General features: G+C 62.9%; 23 protein-coding genes and 1 pseudogene. 12 read left to right on the forward strand and 12 right to left on the reverse strand.

Translation table 11 applies throughout. From position 1 onward, the window contains the following. Positions 1 to 153: 153 nt before the first annotated feature. Entirely contained in the window at positions 154 to 360 is a 207-nt protein-coding gene (locus NKI35_RS10460; RefSeq protein WP_023672099.1) for a hypothetical protein, read from the forward strand. 95 nt (positions 361 to 455) lie between these two features. On the opposite strand, the gene NKI35_RS10465 is transcribed toward NKI35_RS10460, so the two are convergent. From NKI35_RS10465 to NKI35_RS10480, 4 genes are all read right to left on the reverse strand, one after another. After that, positions 456 to 824, reverse strand: coding sequence for a helix-turn-helix domain-containing protein (locus NKI35_RS10465; protein WP_023672100.1), 369 nt, complete (start codon positions 822 to 824; stop codon positions 456 to 458). Further along, complete coding sequence (locus NKI35_RS10470) at positions 824 to 1,342, reverse strand: Smr/MutS family protein (RefSeq protein WP_023672101.1); 519 nt, start codon at positions 1,340 to 1,342, stop codon at positions 824 to 826. The genes NKI35_RS10465 and NKI35_RS10470 overlap by 1 nt, the downstream gene beginning before the upstream one ends. Then, positions 1,339 to 2,439, reverse strand: coding sequence for a murein transglycosylase A (gene mltA, locus NKI35_RS10475; RefSeq protein ID WP_352739906.1), 1,101 nt, complete (start codon positions 2,437 to 2,439; stop codon positions 1,339 to 1,341). The genes NKI35_RS10470 and mltA overlap by 4 nt, the downstream gene beginning before the upstream one ends. 79 nt (positions 2,440 to 2,518) lie before the next feature. Further along, positions 2,519 to 3,223, reverse strand: coding sequence for a Tim44/TimA family putative adaptor protein (locus NKI35_RS10480; protein WP_023672103.1), 705 nt, complete (start codon positions 3,221 to 3,223; stop codon positions 2,519 to 2,521). A 196-nt stretch (positions 3,224 to 3,419) separates the two neighbouring features. Here NKI35_RS10480 and NKI35_RS10485 point away from each other — a divergent pair, with 196 nt between their 5' ends. Together NKI35_RS10485 and secB are read left to right on the forward strand one after the other, a co-directional pair. Next, positions 3,420 to 3,920 carry an FxsA family protein gene (locus tag NKI35_RS10485; RefSeq protein ID WP_023747432.1) on the forward strand — a complete coding sequence of 167 codons (501 nt, stop codon included), beginning with the start codon at positions 3,420 to 3,422 and terminating at the stop codon, positions 3,918 to 3,920. 139 nt (positions 3,921 to 4,059) lie between these two features. After that, positions 4,060 to 4,560, forward strand: coding sequence for a protein-export chaperone SecB (secB, locus tag NKI35_RS10490; protein WP_023672105.1), 501 nt, complete (start codon positions 4,060 to 4,062; stop codon positions 4,558 to 4,560). A 272-nt stretch (positions 4,561 to 4,832) separates the two neighbouring features. On the opposite strand, the gene dnaQ is transcribed toward secB, so the two are convergent. The 5 genes from dnaQ to NKI35_RS10515 all read right to left on the reverse strand — a co-directional run bounded on the left by dnaQ (position 4,833) and on the right by NKI35_RS10515 (position 8,690). Then, positions 4,833 to 5,537, reverse strand: coding sequence for a DNA polymerase III subunit epsilon (dnaQ, locus tag NKI35_RS10495; RefSeq protein WP_023672106.1), 705 nt, complete (start codon positions 5,535 to 5,537; stop codon positions 4,833 to 4,835). A gap of 124 nt (positions 5,538 to 5,661) precedes the next feature. Then, positions 5,662 to 6,246 (reverse strand): dephospho-CoA kinase, encoded by a 585-nt coding sequence (gene coaE / locus NKI35_RS10500; protein WP_352626712.1) that lies wholly within the window; start codon positions 6,244 to 6,246, stop codon positions 5,662 to 5,664. Between the two features lie 27 nt (positions 6,247 to 6,273). Beyond that, positions 6,274 to 7,101, reverse strand: coding sequence for a shikimate dehydrogenase (locus tag NKI35_RS10505; protein WP_352739878.1), 828 nt, complete (start codon positions 7,099 to 7,101; stop codon positions 6,274 to 6,276). Then, a complete protein-coding gene (locus NKI35_RS10510) occupies positions 7,094 to 7,693 on the reverse strand; it encodes a Maf-like protein (RefSeq protein WP_352739880.1) in 600 nt (199 codons plus the stop codon). The genes NKI35_RS10505 and NKI35_RS10510 overlap by 8 nt, the downstream gene beginning before the upstream one ends. Positions 7,694 to 7,751: 58 nt before the next feature. Further along, positions 7,752 to 8,690 carry a pyruvate, water dikinase regulatory protein gene (locus tag NKI35_RS10515; protein WP_502897134.1) on the reverse strand — a complete coding sequence of 313 codons (939 nt, stop codon included), beginning with the start codon at positions 8,688 to 8,690 and terminating at the stop codon, positions 7,752 to 7,754. Between the two features lie 283 nt (positions 8,691 to 8,973). On the opposite strand from NKI35_RS10515, the gene hemE reads away from it, so the two are divergent. From hemE to yddG, 4 genes are all read left to right on the forward strand, one after another. Beyond that, positions 8,974 to 10,005: a uroporphyrinogen decarboxylase gene (gene hemE / locus NKI35_RS10520; protein WP_352739884.1), complete on the forward strand. Its 1,032-nt coding sequence runs from the start codon at positions 8,974 to 8,976 to the stop codon at positions 10,003 to 10,005. Next, positions 10,005 to 10,547, forward strand: coding sequence for a protoporphyrinogen oxidase HemJ (hemJ, locus tag NKI35_RS10525; protein WP_352739886.1), 543 nt, complete (start codon positions 10,005 to 10,007; stop codon positions 10,545 to 10,547). The genes hemE and hemJ overlap by 1 nt, the downstream gene beginning before the upstream one ends. 163 nt (positions 10,548 to 10,710) lie before the next feature. After that, positions 10,711 to 11,976 (forward strand): transcription termination factor Rho, encoded by a 1,266-nt coding sequence (gene rho, locus NKI35_RS10530; RefSeq protein ID WP_023672113.1) that lies wholly within the window; start codon positions 10,711 to 10,713, stop codon positions 11,974 to 11,976. 168 nt (positions 11,977 to 12,144) lie between these two features. After that, positions 12,145 to 13,071 (forward strand): aromatic amino acid exporter YddG, encoded by a 927-nt coding sequence (yddG, locus tag NKI35_RS10535; protein ID WP_352739888.1) that lies wholly within the window; start codon positions 12,145 to 12,147, stop codon positions 13,069 to 13,071. A 260-nt stretch (positions 13,072 to 13,331) separates the two neighbouring features. Here the strand turns inward: yddG and NKI35_RS10540 are convergent. Next, positions 13,332 to 13,522 (reverse strand): annotated as a pseudogene (locus NKI35_RS10540) (DUF255 domain-containing protein); the annotation flags it as partial. A 37-nt stretch (positions 13,523 to 13,559) separates the two neighbouring features. Between NKI35_RS10540 and mnmE the strand changes: the two are divergent. Then, entirely contained in the window at positions 13,560 to 14,882 is a 1,323-nt protein-coding gene (gene mnmE / locus NKI35_RS10545) for a tRNA uridine-5-carboxymethylaminomethyl(34) synthesis GTPase MnmE (RefSeq protein ID WP_352739890.1), read from the forward strand. A gap of 129 nt (positions 14,883 to 15,011) precedes the next feature. Here mnmE and NKI35_RS10550 read toward each other — a convergent pair whose 3' ends face one another. Beyond that, positions 15,012 to 15,221 (reverse strand): hypothetical protein, encoded by a 210-nt coding sequence (locus NKI35_RS10550; protein WP_352739892.1) that lies wholly within the window; start codon positions 15,219 to 15,221, stop codon positions 15,012 to 15,014. A 91-nt stretch (positions 15,222 to 15,312) separates the two neighbouring features. On the opposite strand from NKI35_RS10550, the gene mnmG reads away from it, so the two are divergent. The 4 genes from mnmG to NKI35_RS10570 all read left to right on the forward strand — a co-directional run bounded on the left by mnmG (position 15,313) and on the right by NKI35_RS10570 (position 19,627). Continuing rightward, a complete protein-coding gene (gene mnmG / locus NKI35_RS10555; RefSeq protein WP_352739894.1) occupies positions 15,313 to 17,187 on the forward strand; it encodes a tRNA uridine-5-carboxymethylaminomethyl(34) synthesis enzyme MnmG in 1,875 nt (624 codons plus the stop codon). Continuing rightward, entirely contained in the window at positions 17,184 to 17,816 is a 633-nt protein-coding gene (rsmG, locus tag NKI35_RS10560; protein ID WP_352739896.1) for a 16S rRNA (guanine(527)-N(7))-methyltransferase RsmG, read from the forward strand. Before mnmG ends, rsmG begins: the two co-directional genes overlap by 4 nt. A gap of 65 nt (positions 17,817 to 17,881) precedes the next feature. Then, positions 17,882 to 18,679, forward strand: a complete 798-nt coding sequence (locus NKI35_RS10565; protein WP_023672118.1) for a ParA family protein — start codon at positions 17,882 to 17,884, stop codon at positions 18,677 to 18,679. 60 nt (positions 18,680 to 18,739) lie between these two features. Further along, complete coding sequence (locus NKI35_RS10570; protein ID WP_023726719.1) at positions 18,740 to 19,627, forward strand: ParB/RepB/Spo0J family partition protein; 888 nt, start codon at positions 18,740 to 18,742, stop codon at positions 19,625 to 19,627. A gap of 273 nt (positions 19,628 to 19,900) precedes the next feature. Here NKI35_RS10570 and holA read toward each other — a convergent pair whose 3' ends face one another. Then, entirely contained in the window at positions 19,901 to 20,944 is a 1,044-nt protein-coding gene (holA, locus tag NKI35_RS10575) for a DNA polymerase III subunit delta (protein WP_352739899.1), read from the reverse strand. Positions 20,945 to 21,132: the final 188 nt, after the last annotated feature.

Below are 21,132 nucleotides of genomic sequence, written 5' to 3' on the forward strand. Positions count from 1 at the left end.
AAATAGTCGCCGGCAGGCGGATGAGGGCAGCGCTGCCCTCGAAATCTTATCTCTCGAAACGCCTCCTCAAAAAATTTCGCTACCTGCGTGAACCAAACCGTCTCCAGCGGCGACACACAGCCGTAAACAGAAACCCAACCATGGAGACTTCAAATGACTGCTTTCCTGCGTAATGCTTTCCTCGCCGCCATCGCGGTATCGTCCCTGGCCGGATCCGCTATGGCCGACCAGACCGGCTGCGCCAAGAACAACCAGTGGGGCAATCGCTGTTGCGATCTCACCTCGGACTGCCTGGGTGGCGGTCGCGGCGGCGATCATGACAGCACTGGCGGCCGTGGCGGCCAGGCCGGCGCGAAGTAATCTCGCTATATGCCCGCTGGCTAACGGCCGGCGGGCATCGCCTTCAGGATGAAATGCCGGCGCTATTGATGAGCATTCGTGGCCTTGGCGCCGCCCTACTTACGCCGCTCCAGTGCCGCCCGGATCGAGCCGGTGATGCGGGCAAGCTCGGCTTCGTCCAGCTTCTCGATGTTTTCGGCCAAGAGATTGGCCAACTCTGTGGCGGCAGGACTGAGGCCGGACGTATCGAGTCTCACCCGCGGATGTGAGGCCTCGGCCAGACGCGCCAGCTCTTCGGCATCGTCCCAGATGACGTTGAAATAGCCGATGATCTTCTGGATCAGCGTCCAGGTCGGCGCGCCGCGGCGGCCATGTTCCAGCGCCGACAAATAGGCGGCGCTGACTCCGATCGCCTGCGCCATGTCCTTCTGGCGCAAGCCGCGCTCGGCTCGAAGCGCCCGCAGTTTTTCGCCGAACGGCGTCATCAGCGGGTTCGCCTGAGTCGAACGTAGAGCGCGCCCGAACCGCCGTGGTTGCGGGCGGCGTGATCGTGGCTGGAGACCAGCGGCCGGAAGGCAGGCGTCGACAGCCAGGCAGGCACGGCGCGCCGCAAGACGCCGTCGCCGCCCGACGACGACCCTTTTCCCGTAATGACGAGGACATAGCGGATGCCGCCGGCATGGGCCCGGTGCAGGAACGAAAACAGCAGCGAATAGGCCTCGTCCTGGGTCATGCCATGCAGATCGACGCGGCCTTCGATCGGCAGCCGGCCCTTCTTCAGCTTGTCCAATGTCGGCTCGTCCAGCGCGTGCGATACATGCTGCGCCTTCGGCTTGGCGGCGAGGACCGGACCGACAGCGACCGGCGTCTGTGCCGGCTTGGGGTCGACGACGATGTCGGGAATCTCGACCGCGGTCCGGCCCTTCAGCGGTCGGGCGGTGCGCGCCACCAGGTTCCACAGCACCCGGTCGTCTTCGTTGAGTTTATCGGGGCGCTTGCTCATCGATTCGATTCCGAAACGAGAGCGCGTGGAACCAAGGCATAGAAATCGGCCGCATTGCGAACGACGCCGGCGATCTCGCCGGCCGCATCGCCGGAGCCGGCGAACAGATCGCCCCGCGCCGGTCCGGTGATGGCCGAGCCGGTGTCCTGCGCAATCATCAGCCGCCGGAACGGTTTTCCGTCGAAGGCGGTCAGCGACGGAGCGTCGATGTAGAAGGGGGTACCGAATGTGTGCAGCAGCCGGTCGACCGCGAGCGAACGGCCCGGCGTCAACGGCACCTTGGCGGCGGCGATAGGACCGAGTGCGGCATCGTCGACATCGGCTTCGCGAAAGAAGATATAGGAGCGGTTCTGCCAGAGGATCTCGTCGACGCGATCCGGATGCGCCCTGAACCAGGCGCGGATAGACTGCATCGTCACTTTTTCCAGTGGGATTTCGCCGAGTTCGGCGAGAATCTTCCCCGGACCGCTGAAACGTTGGCCGGATTTGGCGGCGTAGGTGACGCGGCAAAGCCGGCCGTCGGTCATCTTCAGCCTGGCCGCACCTTGCACATGGATGAAGAAGACGTCGACCTTGTCGGCAAGCCAGGCGATTTCCAGGCCTTGGCCGGCCAGCGCGCCTCTCTCGATCTCACTGCGGTCGAAATACTCCACCAGGCCCTGCGGCGTATCGCGGGCGAAGGCGAGATAGTCGTCCATCCCTCGAGGACGGTTGGCATCATCGATGTCGACGAGATCGGAAGGCCGCGCCAGCAGCGGCACCGTGAATTCATCCGTGCGCACTGGTGAGGCCTCGGCCTCGGGCTCGTAGAAGCCGGTGACCAGGCCGAGGTTTTCGGATCGAATCTGGACCGGGGCGAAATGGCGCTCGAAAAAAGCCTTGGCCGCCGACCGATTCGCCGGCGAAACGGTGCGCGCCTCGTCATAAGCGCCGGCAAACGCGTTGAACCGGACGCCCAACGAACCGGTGCGGTAGGGCTTGTTCAGGACATGAAAGGCCGAACGGCGGAAGGCTTCGAAAGCGGGCAGATGGTCATCGGAATTCCAACCGGGAAGATCATCGAAGGACTTTTCCACGAAAAGCGGCGAGAGCGACACCTCAGCCTCGCCACTGCCCATGTTTGCCTGCATGTCGCTATCCCAAAAAAGCTGCCCGCACCGGGCGACATGCATAGGCTCAGTCTTCTTCCTCGGTGGCGACCAGCTTCCAGTTCGGATCGCGCGAGCGTGTGTCGCGGGCGAAGGTCCAGACATCCTTGACCTCGGCCACCGTCTCGGGATCGCCGTCGATGACGGCACCCGCCTTGTCGCGGGTCGCCGAAATCAGTTCGCTCACGATGCGCAGCGTGATGTGGGCCTCGCCGCCCTTCATCTCGGCCGAGACGATGTCGGCCTTGTCGATGCCGACGAAGGAGGACTGGATCTTTTCGGCTTTCGCCTCGCGGTCGCCAATCGCGGCAACGAAGCCGTCAAAAACCTCGCGCGACAACAGGTTCTTCAGCGTTTTTCGGTCGCCATCGGCATAGGCCATGACGATCATCTCATAAGCCATCTTGGCGCCGTCGACGAAGACTTTGGGGTCGAAGGAGGGATCATTGTCCTTGATCGCGCGCAGGCCCTTGTTGAGGTCGGTGTCGGGCTTTGCGAAGGCATCGATGGCCGCATAGGTCTCGGCAGCCGTCTCGCCCGGCATGCGCTTGCGCGGCAGCGAAACCACATTTTCGGGCTTCTGGGTCGCGTCCTTCTCGGTGCGGCTGGCCGTGTACGGATCGAAGGGCGGGCGCTCGCTGCCCGTGCGGCGGCCAAGCACGTTGCGCAGCTGGAAAAAGATCACCACCGCCGCAATCAGAAAGAAAATGGTGCCGAAGTCGAAGAATCCCATATCTTTCGCCAATCAATCCCTGACCTGGCCGGGACCGCCAGCCAATCGGGCGGCGGTCGCATGGCGTTAAACATGCAAAGCATATAGAACGCATGGCGCAATCATTCAAATCAAAGGCAGGCATACCTATCTAACGGCCTCAGTGCCAGCGGCGATTATGCGCCGCCCGGCAAACATGGAAACGATCGGTCAAGACTTGCGCATTTCCTTCCTTCCTCTGTTCCTGCTTGCGCTGCCGCTGCTGGAAATCGCCGGTTTCGTCATTGTCGGCCGCGAGGTCGGGGCGCTGGCGACGGTCGGCCTGGTGCTGGCTTCAAGCATTGCCGGCGTGCTTCTGCTCCGGCACCAGGGTTTTGGCGTCATGGCGCGGGTCCGCGCCGAGATGGCCGGCGGCGGCGACCCCAGCCGCCAGCTCGCGCATGGCGCCATGATCGTGGTCGCCGCGATCCTGTTGATCATCCCCGGCTTCATTACCGATATTATCGGCCTGCTGCTGTTCCTGCCGCCGGTGCGCGACCTTGCCTGGCGCAGGCTCAAGGGCCGCATCGTCGTCGCGACCGATTTCACCGCCGGCGGTTTTCGCCGCAGGTCGCGCGACAAGGTCATCGACCTCGACGACGGCGACTATTCGCGCGAGGACGATTTCAAGCGCGGTCCCGACCATAACTCGCCGTGGCGCCGCCTGAAGGACGACTGAACGTCACCTTGCCAACGACTGACTATTGACCCCTTCCGGCCTGAAGGCGGCAAACCTTGTCTTGTCTTGCCGACCATGCTAGCCAACGCCCGATTTCAATTCGGTCAGCGCTGCTGTCCAGGCAAAAGGAACAAGGCTCATGGCCAGCAAAGATGACGCGCCGGTCGGCGCCGCCAACGGCAACGGCGAAACGGCGCAGCCGTCGCTCAACGTGCTTGCCCAGTATGTGAAGGACCTGTCCTTCGAAAGCCCCGGCGCGCCGAACTCGCTGCGCGGCCGCGACAAGGCCCCAGGCATTGCGATCAACGTCAATGTCAATGCCAACCCGCTCTCCGACAAGCAGTTCGACGTCAATCTGACCTTGAACGCCAAGGCGTCCTTCGACCAGGAAGTGCTGTTCAATGTCGAACTGGTCTATGGCGGCGTCTTCGCCATCGCCGGCTTCCCGCAGGAGCACATGCTGCCGATCCTGTTCATCGAATGCCCGCGGCTTTTGTTCCCGTTCGCCCGCCAGATCATCGCCGAAGCCACCCGCAACGGCGGCTTCCCGCCGTTGATGCTCGACCCGATCGATTTTGCCCAGATGTTCCAGCAGAAGCTGGCCGAGGACCAGGCGGCATCGAAGGTCAAGGTTAGCTGAAGGCTCGCGTCGCGCGCATGAATTGAAAGCCCGGCTTCGTGCCGTGCTTTGTATACTGAGATGCTGGCGGGACAGCACCCCCCTCTGCCTTGCCAGGCATCTCCCCCTCAAGGGGGGAGATTGGCCGTCATCGCGACCTTCGCCAACTTTAGACGTTGCAGGAATGGGCTGGAGCGGCGAAGCTGCTGATCTCCCCCCTCGAGGGTCCCTTGAGGGGGAGATGGCCGGCAGGCCAGAGAGGGGTGTGACGGAACGCTACCTCCGCGATCCGTTCACCCCGCCGCCACCTTCAGCCACAGCGCCTTTTCGCCCAGCGTCGCCACCAGCCCCGCATGCGCCGCTCGCTCGCCCTCGGTCAGGCGCGGCGGCAGGGCGATTGGCCTGGCGGCGATCGAGATGTCGATGTCGGCAACGTCGCCATTGCTGTTGAGCTGCACCACGACGGCGTCGAGGACAAGTGCGGCCTGCTTGCCGCCGATGAGTTCGATGTAGACTTCGGCCAGGAGCTCGGAATCCAGCAGCGCGCCGTGCTTGGTGCGGTGGCCGTTGTCGATGCCGTAGCGGCGGCAGAGCGCGTCGAGCGAATTGGGTCCCATAGGGTGCTTGCGCCGCGCCAGCGCCAGCGTGTCAACGACGCGCCCGGTGTCTATGGCCGGCTGGCCGAGCCGCCCGAATTCCGTGTTGAGGAAGCCGATGTCGAAATTGGCGTTGTGGGCGACGAGCTTGGCGCCGTCGGTGAAGGCGAGCCATTCCTCGGCGATTTCGGCAAAGGTCGGCTTGCCGACGAGGTCGGCGGCGCTGATGCCGTGCACGGCTTGCGCCTCGACATGGACGGCGCGCCCCTGCGGATTGATGAATTTGTGGAAGGTGCGGCCGGTCGGGAAGCGGTTGACCAGCTCGACGCCACCAAGCTCGATGATGCGGTCGTCGCGCATGTCGAGTCCGGTGGTTTCGGTATCGAAAATGATCTCACGCATAGAATCAACCCACTCCTGGAGGAGTAGAATCATGGAGCGGAACAAAATGGCAATGGGTAATGCGACAGCCTGCCGTCAGGAGCCTGATGGGCGCGACTTATCCCCCAGGAGTTAGCAGGCAAGCTCAGCGTCCTGAGAGCTCGGCAATGATCGCGCCGACCGCGGCGCGGGCGGCGTCCATGCCTTCACCGGTGTCGATGACGAAATCGGCCTGCCGGCGTTTTTCGGCATCGGGCACCTGCTTGGCCAGGATGGCCGCCAGCTTTTCCTCGCTCATATCAGGACGCGCCAGCACACGGGCGCGCTGGATATCGGCCGGCGCGGTGACGACGACGACCTTGTCGACACGGTTGCGGCCGCCGGTTTCGAACAGCAGCGGTATGTCGAGCACGACGAGCGGCGCGGCGGCGGCGCGGTGCCTTGCCAGAAAGGCGTCGGCATCGGCCCGCACCAGCGGATGAACGATCGCCTCCAATGTCTTCAGCGCAGCGGCGTTGCCGATCACCCGTGCACCCAGTTTTGTACGGTCGACCACGCCGGACACGGTTGTGCCGGGAAAGGCCGCTTCGACGAGAGGTGCTGCCTTGCCGGCATAGAGGCGATGCACGGTCCCGTCGGAATCATGCACCGGCACGCCGGCGTCGACGAACATCTTCGCCGTGGTCGACTTGCCCATGCCGATCGATCCGGTGAGGCCAAGCACGATCATCATTTGGCGCCCATCATTTGCAACCCATCATTTGGCGAGGATGTCGGCGACGATCATCTGCCGCAGTTCGGCAGTGACCTCCGGCCTCTTGCCGAACCAGCGTTCGAATCCGGGCACAGCCTGGTGCAACAGCATGCCGAGCCCGTCGACCGTCTTCAAATTTCTCGCGCGGGCAGCGGCAAGCAGCGGTGTTTCCAGCGGCACATAGACGATGTCGGCGACGATGGCGTGAGCTGGCAGGCAGGCCGGATCGGCGGCCAGCGTCGCATCGCCATACATGCCAAGTGCCGTCGTGTTGATCAGCAAGCCGGCATCGCCAAGCAAGTCGCCGACCGCGCCATGCGCCGAGACGCCGGCCCCGAAGCGGTCGGCGAGTTCTTGCGCCCGCGCCAATGTGCGGTTGACGACGCGGATATCTTTGATGCCGCGCACTTTAAGCGCGTGGATGACCGCGCGCGACGCGCCACCGGCGCCGAGCACCACGGCCGGAGCGTTTCTCTCCCAGCCCGGGGCATGCTCGTCGAGATTGCCGGCAAAGCCGATCCAGTCCGAATTGCCGCCCCACAGCACGCCGTCGTCCAGCCACAGCATGTTGACCGCGCCGATCATCTCCGCCGCCTCGTCGCGGCGCTCGACCCGGGCAAAGGCGACTTCCTTGTGTGGAATGGTGACGTTGCCGCCCTGATAGCCATTGGCCTGGAGGGAAGAGAGGAACTCGGGAAAATCGGCCGGCGCGACATCGATCGCATGATAGCTGCCGTCGATGCCGTATGTGTTCAGCCAATAGCCGTGGATCTTCGGCGAGCGCGAATGCGCGATCGGATGGCCGGTGACGAAAGCTTTTTTCTCAACCATCGATGGCTCCGAGCGCACGCAATTCCGCCAGCACCGGTAACAGCGGCAGGCCGACAATGGTGAAATAATCGCCTTCGATCTTTTCGAACAGCTGGATGCCTTCGCCCTCGATCTGGTAGGCGCCGACGCTCGACAACGCCTTGGCGCCGACGCGGGCCAGGTGCCGGCCGACGAAGGCCGGATCGAGCTTGCGCATGGTAAGGCTGGCGATGCCGACATGGCGCCACAGCACCTTGCCGTTGCGGCAGAGCACGGCGGCGCTGTTCAGCTGATGCGTCTTGCCTGACAGCGCCAACAGATGGCGGCGGGCACCTTCCATGTCGGCCGGCTTGTGGAACACTTCATCTCCCAGTGACAAAGTCTGGTCGCAGCCGAGCACCAGGGCGCCCGGTCTGCGTTCGCTGACCTCGGTCGCCTTGGCTTCGGCGAGTATCAAGGCGACATCTTCCGGCGACACACCGCTGTCCTGCAACGGCGCCTCGAGCGCACGCTCGTCGACATCGGCAGGCACCGCTTCGATGCCGAGCCCGGCATTCATGAGCATTGCTTTGCGGAACGGGCTGCCGGAGGCAAGGATGATTTTTTCGGTCATGGGTTCTGGGCCTGGTCGATAGTGGTTGATTGGGGCAGGAGGTCGCGTTGCCATCCCATCATCTATTCTTCCCCCGCAGGGCAACAATGGCTGCCGCGGTCTCTTCGATCGAGCGGCGGCTGACGTCTATCATCGGCCAATTGTGGCGGGTGCAGATCTGGCGGGCATAGGCGAGCTCTTCGGCGATCGAGGCACGGTCGACATAATCGGTCGCTTCGTAGGTGCTGCTGTTGCCGAGCACGCGGTTCTGCCGGACATGCGAGATGCGTTCGGCGGTCGCGATAAGCCCGACGATCAGCGGCTTGGTGGCAGCGACCAGGCTTTCGGGCACCGGCACGCCGAGCACGATCGGGATGTTGGCGGTCTTGATGCCGCGGTTGGCGAGATAGATGCTGGTCGGCGTCTTCGATGTCCTGGAAATGCCGATCAGCACCACATCCGCGTCGTCCATATTGAGCGGCAGCTGGCCGTCATCATGCTCCATGGTGAAATTGAGTGCGTCGATACGGTGGAAATAATCGGCGTCGAGCACATGCTGGGCGCCGACGCGGCGGCCGGCCGGCGTGCCGAGATAGGACTGGAAGACGATGAGGACCGGCTCCAGCACCGAAACACAGGGCAGCCCCATGGTGGTGCAGCGCTCGTCAATGCCGCGCGCCAGCTTCTGGTCGACGACGGTGTAGAGGATGATGCCCGGTTCCTCCTCTATGTCCTCGAAGACTTTCGCCACCTGCTTTTCGGTGCGGATGAGCGGATAGATATGCTCGATGGCGCGCGCATCCTTGTATTGCGCCGAGGCGGCTCGGCCGGCCGCCAGCAGCGTCTCGCCGGTGGCGTCGGAAATCAGGTGCAGATGAAAGAAGCTCTGGGGTTTGTTCACAGGGGGCGCCTCAGGCTGTGGGCTTGTGTGGATAAACCGGGGCCGCAAAGGCGACCGGCTGGAGGCGACTGTATCAGAAGGCCAGTTGTCCACAATTCGATGCGCTGTCAGCTCCACGGTGCGGCTGGGGACAAATCTGGGGACGGGCGTTTTTGCCAGCGCTTCATCCACAGAGGCGGTTTTTCAGCGGCTACGCCAAACCATTGACTTCAGTGATGGAATCCTGGCCATCCACACTCTTTGACAATCCCGCGGAAGAAACACGCGACAAAATGCTGGCTGGCCTTTTCCAGGGCAAAGCGGGACAGGTGACAACCACCGATACCAACAGACTCTTAGAATCAGAAGATTCTAGAAATAGACTATTTAATTATAGAGAAGGCAGGGAAGAGAGCGCTCAATGCCCGAGAACCGCATCGTGCTGGACGTGCTGAGAGGCGAGGCAGCATTTCCGCCGCCACTCTGGATGATGCGCCAGGCTGGGCGTTATTTGCCGGAGTACCGCGAGACCAGAAAGCGCGCCGGGTCCTTTCTCGATCTTTGCTACAATCCTGATCTGGCTGTCGAAGTGACGCTGCAGCCGATCGAGCGCTTCGGCTTCGATGCCTCGATCCTGTTCTCTGACATTCTGGTCGTGCCGCATGCGCTGGGGCGCGATGTCCGCTTCGAGGAGGGCCGCGGGCCGCTGCTGACGCCAATCACTGCAGCTGAGATTTCAGCTCTCAACAGTGAAACGTTTCACGTGAATCTCGAACCGGTCTACGAAACGGTTCGCCGGCTGCGGGCAAGATTGCCTCACGAGACCACGCTGATCGGCTTCTGCGGCGCGCCGTGGACGGTGGCGACCTACATGATCGCCGGGCACGGCACGCCCGACCAGGCGCCGGCCCGACTGTTTGCCTATCGTGAGCCGCAAGCCTTTAAACGGCTCCTGAAAGTGGTCGCCGATCACTCCGCGGCCTATTTGATCCGCCAGATCGAAGCCGGTGCCGACGTGGTGCAGATTTTCGATTCCTGGTCCGGCGTGCTTGATGATGCGTCTTTCGAGCAGTTCTGCGTGCAACCGGTGGCGGAGATAGTCAGGCAAGTTCGCGCCGTTCATCCCGATGTTCCGATCATAGGCTTTCCCAAGGGCGCCGGCGCCCGCTACGAGACCTATCGTGAGAAGACCGGTGTCATGGGGCTGGGGATCGACTGGACCGTACCCCTGTCGGCTGCGAAGGAACTGCAGCGCTCGGGTGCGGTCCAGGGCAATCTCGATCCCTTGCGGCTCGTGGCTGGCGGCAAAGCCCTGTCGGACGGCGTCGATGCGATCCTCAAGGCGCTGGGCGACGGACCGCTGATCTTCAATCTCGGCCATGGCATCACGCCGGAGACGCCGGTGGCACATGTCGAGGCGATGGTGAAGCAGGTGCGGAGCGCGACACGCTGATGGCTCAATCGGATAATACGGGCGGCAACAGCACTCGTGGGGCGATGATGCGGATGACCATCGGCATCGGAGTGCTGGTTGTTCTCACCGCACTTTTGTTTTTCTTTGCGCCTGAGGGTTTCTATCCCTGGGCGAAGGCAATCCATATCCTGGCCGTCATCTCCTGGATGGCCGGCATGCTCTATCTGCCGCGATTGCTGGTCTACCACGCCGACACAAAGAAGGGGTCCGTCCAATCGGAGACCTTCAAGGTGATGGAGCGGCGTCTGCTGCGCGGCATTATCAATCCGGCGATGATCGTCACCTGGGTGTTCGGGCTTTGGCTTGCCTGGAAAGTGTTTGGCTTTCACGGCGGCTGGCTGCACGCCAAGATAGGCTTGGTGCTGTTGCTGTCGGGCGTGCATGGCTATTTGGCCGGTGCTGTCAGGAAATTCGCCGAGGACCGCAATGAAAAACCGGCGCGGCACTGGCGAATCGTCAACGAGATCCCCACATTGCTGATGATCGCCATCGTCATCCTGGTTGTCGTCAAGCCGTTCTAGGCCCATTTCGGTCGACAAAACGCAGCTTGCTCTTTCCCCCGACCGACGATAAAAGACGGGTCTTCCTTCCCGTCATGCGCCGCCCTTGATTGCTTTCGGCCGCGCCCGGCATTTATCGCATCCAGCCGATATATTTTCCCCAAAGCAGATTCAGAGTCCGTCTATGCAAGAAATGAAACTCGCAGAGTTCAAGAACAAGAAGCCGCCAGAGCTGATCGCCTATGCCGAATCGCTCGAAGTGGAAAACGCCAGCGTCATGCGCAAGCAGGAACTGATGTTTGCCATCCTGAAGAAATTGGCCGCCCAGGACGTCGAGATCATCGGCGATGGTGTGGTCGAGTTGCTGCAGGACGGTTTCGGCTTCCTGCGCTCAGCCAACGCCAATTATCTGCCGGGTCCCGACGATATCTACATCTCGCCCTCGCAGATCCGCCGCTTCTCCTTGAAGACCGGCGATACCGTCGAAGGGCCAATCCGCAGCCCAAAAGAGGGCGAGCGCTATTTCGCCCTTCTCAAGGTCAACACGATCAATTTCGACGATCCCGAAAAGATCCGTCACAAGATCCATTTCGACAATCTGACGCCGCTCTATCCGACCAAGCGGCTGAAGATGGAGATCGACAATCCGACCGGCAAGGACATCTCGTCGCGCGTGATCGACCTAGTGGCGCCGATCGGCAAGGGACAGCGCGCGCTCATCAACGCGCAGCCGCGTACCGGCAAAACGGTGCTGATGCAGAATATTGCCCACTCGATCACGGCCAATCATCCGGAATGCTATCTGATCGTACTTCTGATCGACGAACGGCCAGAAGAAGTGACCGACATGCAGCGTTCGGTGAAGGGCGAGGTCGTGTCCTCGACCTTTGACGAACCGGCGGTGCGCCACGTCCAGGTCGCCGAAATGGTCATCGAAAAGGCCAAGCGCCTGGTCGAGCATGGCCGCGACGTCGTTATTCTGCTCGATTCGATCACCCGCCTCGGCCGTGCCTACAACACCGTCGTGCCGTCCTCCGGCAAGGTGCTGACCGGCGGTGTCGACGCCAACGCGCTACAGCGGCCGAAGCGCTTCTTCGGCGCGGCCCGCAACATCGAGGAAGGCGGCTCGCTGACCATCATCGCCACCGCGCTGATCGACACCGGCAGCCGCATGGACGAAGTCATCTTCGAAGAGTTCAAGGGAACCGGCAACTGCGAAATCCAGCTCGACCGCAAGGTCGCCGACAAGCGCATCTACCCGGCCATGGACATTTTGAAGTCAGGCACCCGCAAGGAGGACCTGCTGGTCTCCAAGCAGGATCTGCAGAAGATCTTCGTCCTGCGCCGCATCCTGGCGCCGATGGGAACCACCGACGCGATCGAGTTCCTGATCGACAAGCTGAAGCAGACCAAGACCAACGCCGATTTCTTCGACTCGATGAACACGTAAGCTTCTCGTCGGGCCATCGGTTCGCATTGAAGCCCCGTTCCGGGAACTGGGACGGGGCTTTTCATTGCGGGGGCAAACAGGTCGCATTTCAGACAGGGCGTGGCCTTGGGCGGCAATTTCCATCGCTGTCGTCATGCGAGTAATCGCGTCTCGAAGATCGGAAGCCGCATGGAGAAAACAATCCCGACCCTGATCGGCTTCTCGGCCATCCTGACATGGTCCTTCTTGGCGCTGCTTTCGACCGCGGCGGGACCGATTCCGCCCTTTCAGCTGGCGGCGATGACGTTTCTGCTTGGCGGGTTGGTCGGCGCGTCGAGCTGGCTTGTCCGTCCGGCGGCGATCAAGTCGCTGCGCCAGCCGTGGCAGGTCTGGGCGCTCGGCACAGCGGGGCTGTGCATCTACCACTGCGCCTATTTCTTCGCCATCCAGTCGGCGCCGCCGGTCGAGGTCAGCCTGATCGCCTATCTCTGGCCGTTGCTGATCGTCGTCTTTGCTGCCTTCCTGCCTGGAGAAAAGCTGAGGGCCCATCACATTGCCGGCGTCATGCTCGGCCTTGCCGGCGCCATTGTGGTGATCACCAAGGGCGGCACGATCGGACTGGCCAATGGTGTGATGAAGGGGCATGTCATCGCGCTGTTCTGCGCTTTCATCTGGGCCGGCTATTCGGTTTTATCGCGCCGCTTTGGCAAGGTGCCGACCGATGTGGTCGTCGGTTACTGCTTCATCACGGCTGCGGTCGCCTTGGTGCTGCACCTCACCCTTGAGACCACCGTCTGGCCACAGACGGCGACGCAGTGGAGCGCCATCGTCATCTTGGGCGTAATACCGCTAGGCGCCGGCTTTTACGCCTGGGACTATGGCTGCAAGCACGGGGACATCATGATCCTCGGCGCCCTCTCCTATGCCGCGCCCCTCTTCTCGGTCATCGTGCTTCTGCTGGCAGGCTTTGGTGTGTTTCACTGGTCGGTGGCTGTTGCTTGCATCCTGATCACGGTCGGAGCGGTGGTCGCGGCCAAGGATTTGCTGTTCGGGCCGCGGCCGCCATCCATTGATGTGACGCCGCTTCCTTCGGCCTTGGACGGAAACACGGGTTGAGCCACCGGCGTCGCAACAGCGGCTCGGTTCCTACGGATCCAGCGCCACCGGCAGGATAGCCGGTGCATAGCTCCGGTCTGCCGGTCGGCGGCCGGATGCCACTGCCAATGTTCGGTCGATTCGCATGCGTTCCGATCGGGGCGACAATATCGGCGTGACGCGGGTCGGGCTTCTGATTCGCAGCCGGAACGAAGCTTGCCTGTCGGGGGTGATGGGCTCCAGCTTCACGGTTCCGGCCAGGCACAGGCGTTAACGATGCTGCCTGCGTAGGGCTTGCCGGCCCGCCCAGAACTGCTTGGCGTCGGAATTAGAACCATGGTCAGCGGTTACCCGCCTGCTCGCCCATGGATGACAAGGTGGCCATACAGATTTGGTAATCCGGCCGCTCCTCGCGATCGACCTTGATATTGACGAACAGGCGGTTCATGACGGCCGCGACACTGTGGGATTGGTGACCGGACAGCTAGGCGACCGGTGAGAAGGGGCAAATGAATTCAGGCGATTCGATCGTTGCGCTTTCCAGCGGGCGCCTGCCCGCCGGCATCGCTGTCATCCGCATTTCCGGACCGAGGACTCGATTCGTTGTCGAAACGGTGGCCGGTGGTAAGGTCAAGGACCGGGTTGCGACCCTGCGCAAGCTCCGAACGGTGGACGGGTCGCTTATCGACAACGGCCTGGTGCTGTTTTTTCCCGGGCCGAACAGTTTTACCGGCGAGGATGTCGCCGAGTTCCACGTCCATGGCGGCCGCGCCGTCGCCGGCAAGATGCTGGAGATCATTGCCGGGTTTGACGGCGTGCGTCATGCGGAACCTGGTGAATTTACGCGCCGGGCTCTTCTGAACGGCAAGCTGGATTTGGTCGAGACGGAGGCGTTGGCCGATCTGGTCAACGCCGAAACCGAAGCGCAGCGGCGCTTTGCCGTACAGAATGCCGAAGGAGTGCAAAGCGAACTCTATCTTGGCTGGCGCCATCGCCTGATCCATGCACGGGCCATGATCGAGGCGGAAATCGACTTCGCCGACGAAGACGACGTGCCCGGTTCCGTTTCGGGCACGGTTTGGTCCGATGTGCGCGCAATGGTGGGGGAGATCGGCCGGCATGTCGATGGCTTCCATGCCGCCGAGATCATCCGTGACGGGTTTGAGGTTGTCATCATCGGTGCACCGAACGCCGGCAAATCCAGCCTGTTCAACGCGCTGGCCAGGCGTGAGGCGGCGATTGTTACCGACGAGCCCGGCACGACGCGGGACTTGCTCGAAGTGGTGCTGGATGTCCACGGAGTGCGGGTCAGGGTAACCGACACCGCGGGCCTGCGCGAGGCGCCCGGCAAGATCGAAGCGATCGGTATCGAAAAGGCGCGGGCCAAGGCGCACACGGCTGACCTGGTGCTGTTGCTGGAAGATCTGGCGGACCCGAGTGCGATCGGCAACATGCCTGTCGAGGCCCCGGCTTTGAGAATCGGCACCAAGGTCGATCTCTTGAAAGGTTCGCCGCGATTGGAGGCGTATGATGCGTTGATCTCGACGGTGGACGGCACTGGGTTGGCTGAACTCCTGGCCGAGATCGGCAGGCGCGCCGCGGCTGCTATCGGCGATGCCGGTGACATCGTGCCGTCTCGGTTGCGGCATGTGGAGCTGCTCAATGAGACCAGGCGCTTTCTGATCTCGGCTTTGTCGGGGCAAGAGCGCGGCCAGGAGCTGCGGGCGGAGGAGCTGCGTCTTGCGGCGGACCGGCTCGGCCGGATTGTCGGCGCGGTGGATGTCGAGGACCTGCTGGACGTAATCTTTTCGCAGTTTTGCATTGGAAAGTGACTCACGTGAAACAGGGGCGCGCGCTGTGTGAGTGACTCACGTGAAACACAGGGGGCCGCCCTAGGGCGTGTTTCACGTGAAATGAGGAGTTTGGCAAAAACGGCAAGTGCCGAAGGCCGGCCCCGCCCCTCATTGTCCTCCCGGGCATTTCTCACGTGCAGTGACGGGGAGAAAGATACTGTTATCCGGGATTTCGCCAACCACCGAAGCGCGCCAGCGCTTGAGCTCCTCCTTGTTCACCGGGAGAAGATGCCGGCAGGCAGATGAGGGGCAGCGCCAGCCGAGGTACTTGTCGCCGCTTCCCTGACTCACGTGAAACACCTCTGCGGCTTTCAGCACTCCGTTCCCCGTGAACGAATCAACCTGCAATCCTTGACAGCGTCCTCTCGTGGGGACATGTGTCGGGAAATCTCTGAATCTGGAAGGGACAATGATCGATCACTATGATGTGGTTGTGGTGGGCGGTGGCCATGCCGGGTGCGAGGCTGCGAGCGCTGCCGCGCGCGCCGGTGCCAGGACCGCGCTGATCACGCTGCGCTTCGACACGATCGGTGTCATGTCCTGCAATCCGGCGATCGGCGGCCTCGGGAAGGGCCATCTGGTGCGTGAGATCGACGCCATGGACGGGCTGATGGGCCGCATCGCCGATGCTGCCGGCATCCAATTCCGCCTGCTTAATCGCCGCAAAGGCCCTGCCGTGCGCGGGCCGCGCACGCAGGCCGACCGCAAGCTTTACCGGCTGGCCATGCAGGAAGCGATTCGGCAGCAGAACGGTCTCGACGTCGTCGAAGGCGAAGTCTTGGATTTCGAGATCGAAGAAGGACGGATCGCCGCTGTGCTCCTGGCCGACGGGCGCCGGTTGGCGTGCGGTGCAGTCGTCCTGACCACCGGCACTTTTCTTCGCGGCCTCATCCACATTGGCGACAGGAAGATTGTCGCCGGGCGGATGAACGAGCAAGCGAGCCTTGGCCTGTCGGCGACGATGAGCCGCGCCGGTTTCGCGCTTGGACGGCTGAAGACCGGGACGCCGCCGCGGCTCGATGGCCGAACCATCGACTGGGCGTCGCTGGAAAGCCAGGCGGCCGACGAACATCCAGTGCCGTTCTCGCTGCTCACCGACACAATCAAGAATCCGCAAATCCATTGCGGCATCACGCGTACGACGCCGGCGACGCACGCGCTGATCCGCGCCAATATCCGCCGCTCCGCCATGTATTCCGGCTCGATCGAAGGCGTAGGTCCACGTTACTGCCCGTCGATCGAAGACAAGATCGTCAAGTTCGGCGATCGCGAAGGCCACCAGATTTTCCTCGAGCCGGAAGGGCTGGACGACGACACGGTCTACCCCAATGGCATTTCGACCTCCCTGCCCGAGGATGTGCAACTCGACATTCTCAAAACTATACCCGGGCTAGAGCGGGCGACCATGCTGCAGCCCGGCTACGCTATCGAATACGACCATGTCGATCCGCGCGAGTTGGAGCCGACGCTTGAGGCCAAACGTATTGCGGGGCTTTTCCTCGCCGGTCAGATCAACGGCACCACCGGTTATGAAGAAGCCGGAGCGCAGGGCCTGCTCGCCGGGCTCAACGCCGCGCGCAAGGCGGCGGCCGACGACCAAATCGTGCTCAGCCGCACCGAAGCCTATATCGGTGTGATGGTCGACGACCTTACCAGCCGCGGCATTGCCGAGCCCTACCGCATGTTCACTTCGCGGGCGGAGTTTCGCCTATCGCTGCGCGCCGACAATGCCGATGAAAGGCTTACGCCTCTGGCAAATCGGCTTGGTATCGTGTCGCCGGAGCGGACGCGGCGGTTCAATGAAGTCACACAGGATCTTGATAGGGCGCGCGAACTCGCAGTTGCGACGACGATGACGCCCAACGAAGCGGCGCGGCATGGGCTGGAGATCAACAGGGACGGCGTGCGCCGCTCCGCCTATGAATTGCTTGCTTATCCCGGCGTCGATATCGCTTGGCTCGCCCGTGTTGTGCCGGCCTTTGGCGCAATCGATGTCAAAACCTCTGAGCGGCTCGAAACGGAAGCGAAATACTCGGTTTACCTCGATCGCCAGCAGGCAGATGTCGCACAAATCCGCCACGAGGAAAGCCGGCTGATCCCGGCGTCGGTGGATTTCGCCGATGTTCCTGGCCTGTCCAATGAGCTGAAGCAGAAGATGCTAACGCGTCAGCCCCGGTCGATCGCTGACGCGCAGCGTATGGAAGGCATGACGCCGGCGGCGCTGGCCATCATCGTCGCGCACGTCCGCAACGCCGAGTCGGCCGCCCAAAGGGCCGTTGCGTGAGCTCTGCCTCATGGGCGAGCCTGCAAGAGGCTGCGGGACCGGTTTCACGTGAAACATTCGATCGCCTGGTGGCGTTCGAACAGCTGTTCCTGAAATGGAACCGAAGCATCAATCTGGCCGCGCCGTCGACGCTGGACGACGTCTGGGGCCGCCACATTCTGGATAGCGCGCAACTGGCGCGAATCGCACCGCAGGCCAAACGCTGGGCCGATCTCGGCTCGGGCGGCGGTTTTCCGGGCCTGGTGCTGGCCTTCCTGCTGGTCGAACGCGAAGGCGCGTCGATCGATCTGGTCGAGAGCAACCGCAAGAAAGCATCGTTTTTGCAGGCGGTCATTGGCCAGTTCGGTTTGCCGGCACGGGTCGTCGCCCGGCGCATCGACGACAGCTGTGCGCTTGTTTCCGCACCGGAAATCATCACGGCGCGGGCGCTGGCCGCGCTGCCGGCGCTGCTTGACCTGTCGGCGCCATGGCTGACCAAGGGGTCACGTGCGCTTTTCCACAAAGGCCGGGATTACCGCTCCGAGGTGGAAGAAAGCACTCACCGCTGGGCTTTCGATCTGGTAGAACATCCTAGCATGACCGACGCCCATGGCGTCATCCTCGAAGTGACCGATCTGCGGACGGCGTAAGCTCTCCTTCGCAACCTTGGCGACGCAATGAATACCTGGCCCACATGAATACCTGGCACAGACCCATGAAAACCGGACCTCGCATCATCACCGTCGCCAACCAGAAGGGCGGCGTCGGCAAGACCACCACCGCCATCAATCTGGCCACGGCGCTGGCCGCGATCGGCGAAAAGGTGCTGATCGTCGATCTCGACCCGCAAGGCAATGCCTCGACGGGTCTCGGTATCGACCGCAAGGATCGCACCGTCTCCTCCTATGACGTGTTGACCGGCGAACTGGGCCTGGAAGAGGCGGCCATTCCGACGGCGGTGCCCGGCCTGTCGATCGTGCCGTCGACGCTCGATCTGCTCGGCATCGAGATGGAAATCGCCTCGGCGCCGGATCGCGTGCTTAAGCTGCGCAACGCGCTGCGCGCCGCCACCGAGCGCGGTGCGCCGTTCGGCTATGTGCTGATCGACTGCCCGCCCTCGCTCAACCTTTTGACTTTGAATTCAATGGCGGCAGCCGATTCTGTTCTTGTGCCGCTGCAGTGCGAGTTCTTCGCGCTGGAAGGGCTAAGCCAACTCCTGGAAACGGTGGAGCAGGTGCGCCGTTCGATCAATCCGGACCTGATCATCCAGGGCATCGTGCTGACCATGTATGACGGCCGCAACAACCTCGCCAACCAGGTGGTGCAGGACGTGCGGGCACACATGGGCGACAAGGTCTACGAGACGATCATTCCTAGGAATGTGCGGGTGTCCGAGGCGCCGTCCTACGGCAAGCCGGCAATCCTCTACGATCTCAAGTGCTCAGGCAGCCAGGCCTATCTGCAGCTGGCGTCCGAAGTGATCCGCCGCGAGCGTAAATTGCGCGCCGCATGATTAGGCAGGTCGATAAACAAAGCGATCCGGCACCGAAACGATCAAGAATCTGGAATTGAGATGAGCGAAGACCTTTCGAGAAAGAGACTGGGGCGTGGACTGGCGGCGCTGATCGGCGAGATCGACCGCCCGGTGGCAGCCGAAAAGCCGGGCTTGAATGCGGACGGCAAGGTGCCGATAGAGTTCCTGAGCCCGAACCCGAAAAACCCGCGCCGGCACTTTGGCGACGCCGACCTGACCGATCTCGCCCAGTCGATCCGCGAACATGGCGTCGTGCAGCCGGTGGTGGCGCGGCCTTCGCCGACGCAGGCCGGGCGCTATGAGATCATCGCCGGCGAGCGACGCTGGCGCGCCGCGCAGCGCGCCGGGCTGACCGAGATTCCGATCATCGTGCGCGACGTCAACGACCGCACGGCGCTCGAACTGGCGATCATCGAGAACGTCCAGCGCACCGACCTCAATCCGGTCGAGGAGGCGCTCGGCTACCAGCAGTTGATCGACGATCACGGCTACACCCAGGCCGATCTCGGCAATGTCATCGGCAAGAGCCGCAGCCACGTCGCCAACACGCTGCGGCTGCTGAAGCTGCCCGACGTCATCCGAGACATGCTGGTCGACGGCGCGCTGTCAGCCGGTCACGCCCGCACGCTGGTCACGGCGCAGGATCCAGCTGGGCTCGCCAAGCAGATTGTCGAGGAGGGGCTTTCGGTGCGCCAGGCGGAAGCGCTGGCGCAGATGCCGGCGGGCGGCACGCCGCCCAAGGCAAAACCAGCACACGGCGCATCGGGCAAGGATGCCGACACGCTGGCGCTAGAAAGGCTGATGACCAACACGATCGGCATGATCGTGACCATCGAGCACAAGGGCAAAGGCGGCGCGATCCGCGTGGACTACCGCAGCCTGGAGCAGCTCGACGAGCTATGCCGGCGGTTGAAGGACGAGCGGTAGAAGGTTGAGGTTGCGCCATATTTAGCCGGCGAATGAACTTCTGGCTTAGGATGAAGAAAGGGCTTGGCGGTTGCCGGCCCTTCTTTTTATTGGCGATTGCCGAAGGGATCGAACTGCTGATCTCCCCCCTTGAGGGGGAGATGGCCGGCAGGCCAGAAGGGGTCGTCTCGCATCAAGCGCCGACCTCGTTTGTCGTTGCGAAAGGCGCCAGCGCTCCACGCGCGGCGACCCCCTCTGTCGCCTTTGGCGACATCTCCCCCTCAAGGGGGGAGATCACCGCTGCGCCAGCCTCGCGCTCTCCACCGCAATGCCGAGCAGCGCCTGCCGTGCCAGCGCTTCCGACAAATCCGGCCTGCGCCTGGTCTGCAGCACGGCCGATTGCAGCCGGTTCAGCGCGCGGCTGAGCGCCTCGACGTTCCAGCGCTCCAGCGCCTTCTCCACCAGCTTGCGCCGCGAGAAAAACACCGGCGGACGGGCGCCGGCCATGGCCGAGGCGGCGTTGCGGCCGGCGGTGTCCATCTGGCCGCGCATGACCTGAAGCTGCTGCAGCTGCCGCATCGCCGAGGACAGCACCAGGAAAGCATGGCCGCCGGACAGGCAGTGGCGGGTGAAGGCGGTGTCGAAGTCACCGATCTTGCCTTCCAGCACAGCATCGACCGCGTCGTCGAAGGAGGCGCCGGAAACGTCGCCGGACATCGCCCTGACGTCATCGAGGCCAATGTCCTTCTGGCCGTGGGCGTAAAGCACCAGCTTTTCGATTTCACCGCGCGAGGCCAGCCGGTCGCCGCCGAGATTGCGGCGCAGCGCCTGGCGCGCATCGAGCGCCATCGACATGCCGGCCTTGCGCAGCTCGTCGTCGATGACGCTGTCGATGTCGCGGGCTTCATCGGCATAGCAAGGCAGCGCCATGGCGTTGTCGGCCGCCTCGACCACGGCGCGCAGCCCGACGCCCTTTTTGAGATCGCCGGCCTCGATGAGAATGATGGCGTCGCGCACGGGCTCCGCCGTCAGCGCCTTGACGTCGTCGGCCAGCGCCTTCTGACCGCTGGCATTTCGCACCCACAGAAGCCGCCGGTCGGAGAACATCGGCACGGTGCGGGCTTCATCGAGCAGCCGGCCCTGGTCGCGATCTACCTCCGCGCCGTCGAGCCGTACGACGGAAAACGGATCGTCGAGCGGCAGGCCGGTTTTCGCGGCAAAGGTTTTGGCCCGCTCGGCGACCAAGCCGCGGTCGGGTCCGTAAAGCAGGACGATCGATATGCGCGCGTCCGGCTTCGCCAGCCACGAATCGACTTCGTATCCTTTTTTCTGCGCCATTAGCGGTGGTTAGCATGGGGAGAGGGCGGAGTGAACGTTCTCCAGAGAGTTCGAGACCCTATTGCCCCTCCTCTCCCTCCGGAGGGGGGAGAGGTGGCTCGGCTGTCCGAACCGGATAGATAGGTAACAGAATGGACCGATAGCATGGGTGACAGTTTTCTTGTCCGCCGGAGGACCGGCGATGGTTT

This window comes from Mesorhizobium sp. M0676 (assembly GCF_040320535.1).
In the GTDB taxonomy this organism is placed as follows: Bacteria; Pseudomonadota; Alphaproteobacteria; order Rhizobiales; family Rhizobiaceae; genus Mesorhizobium.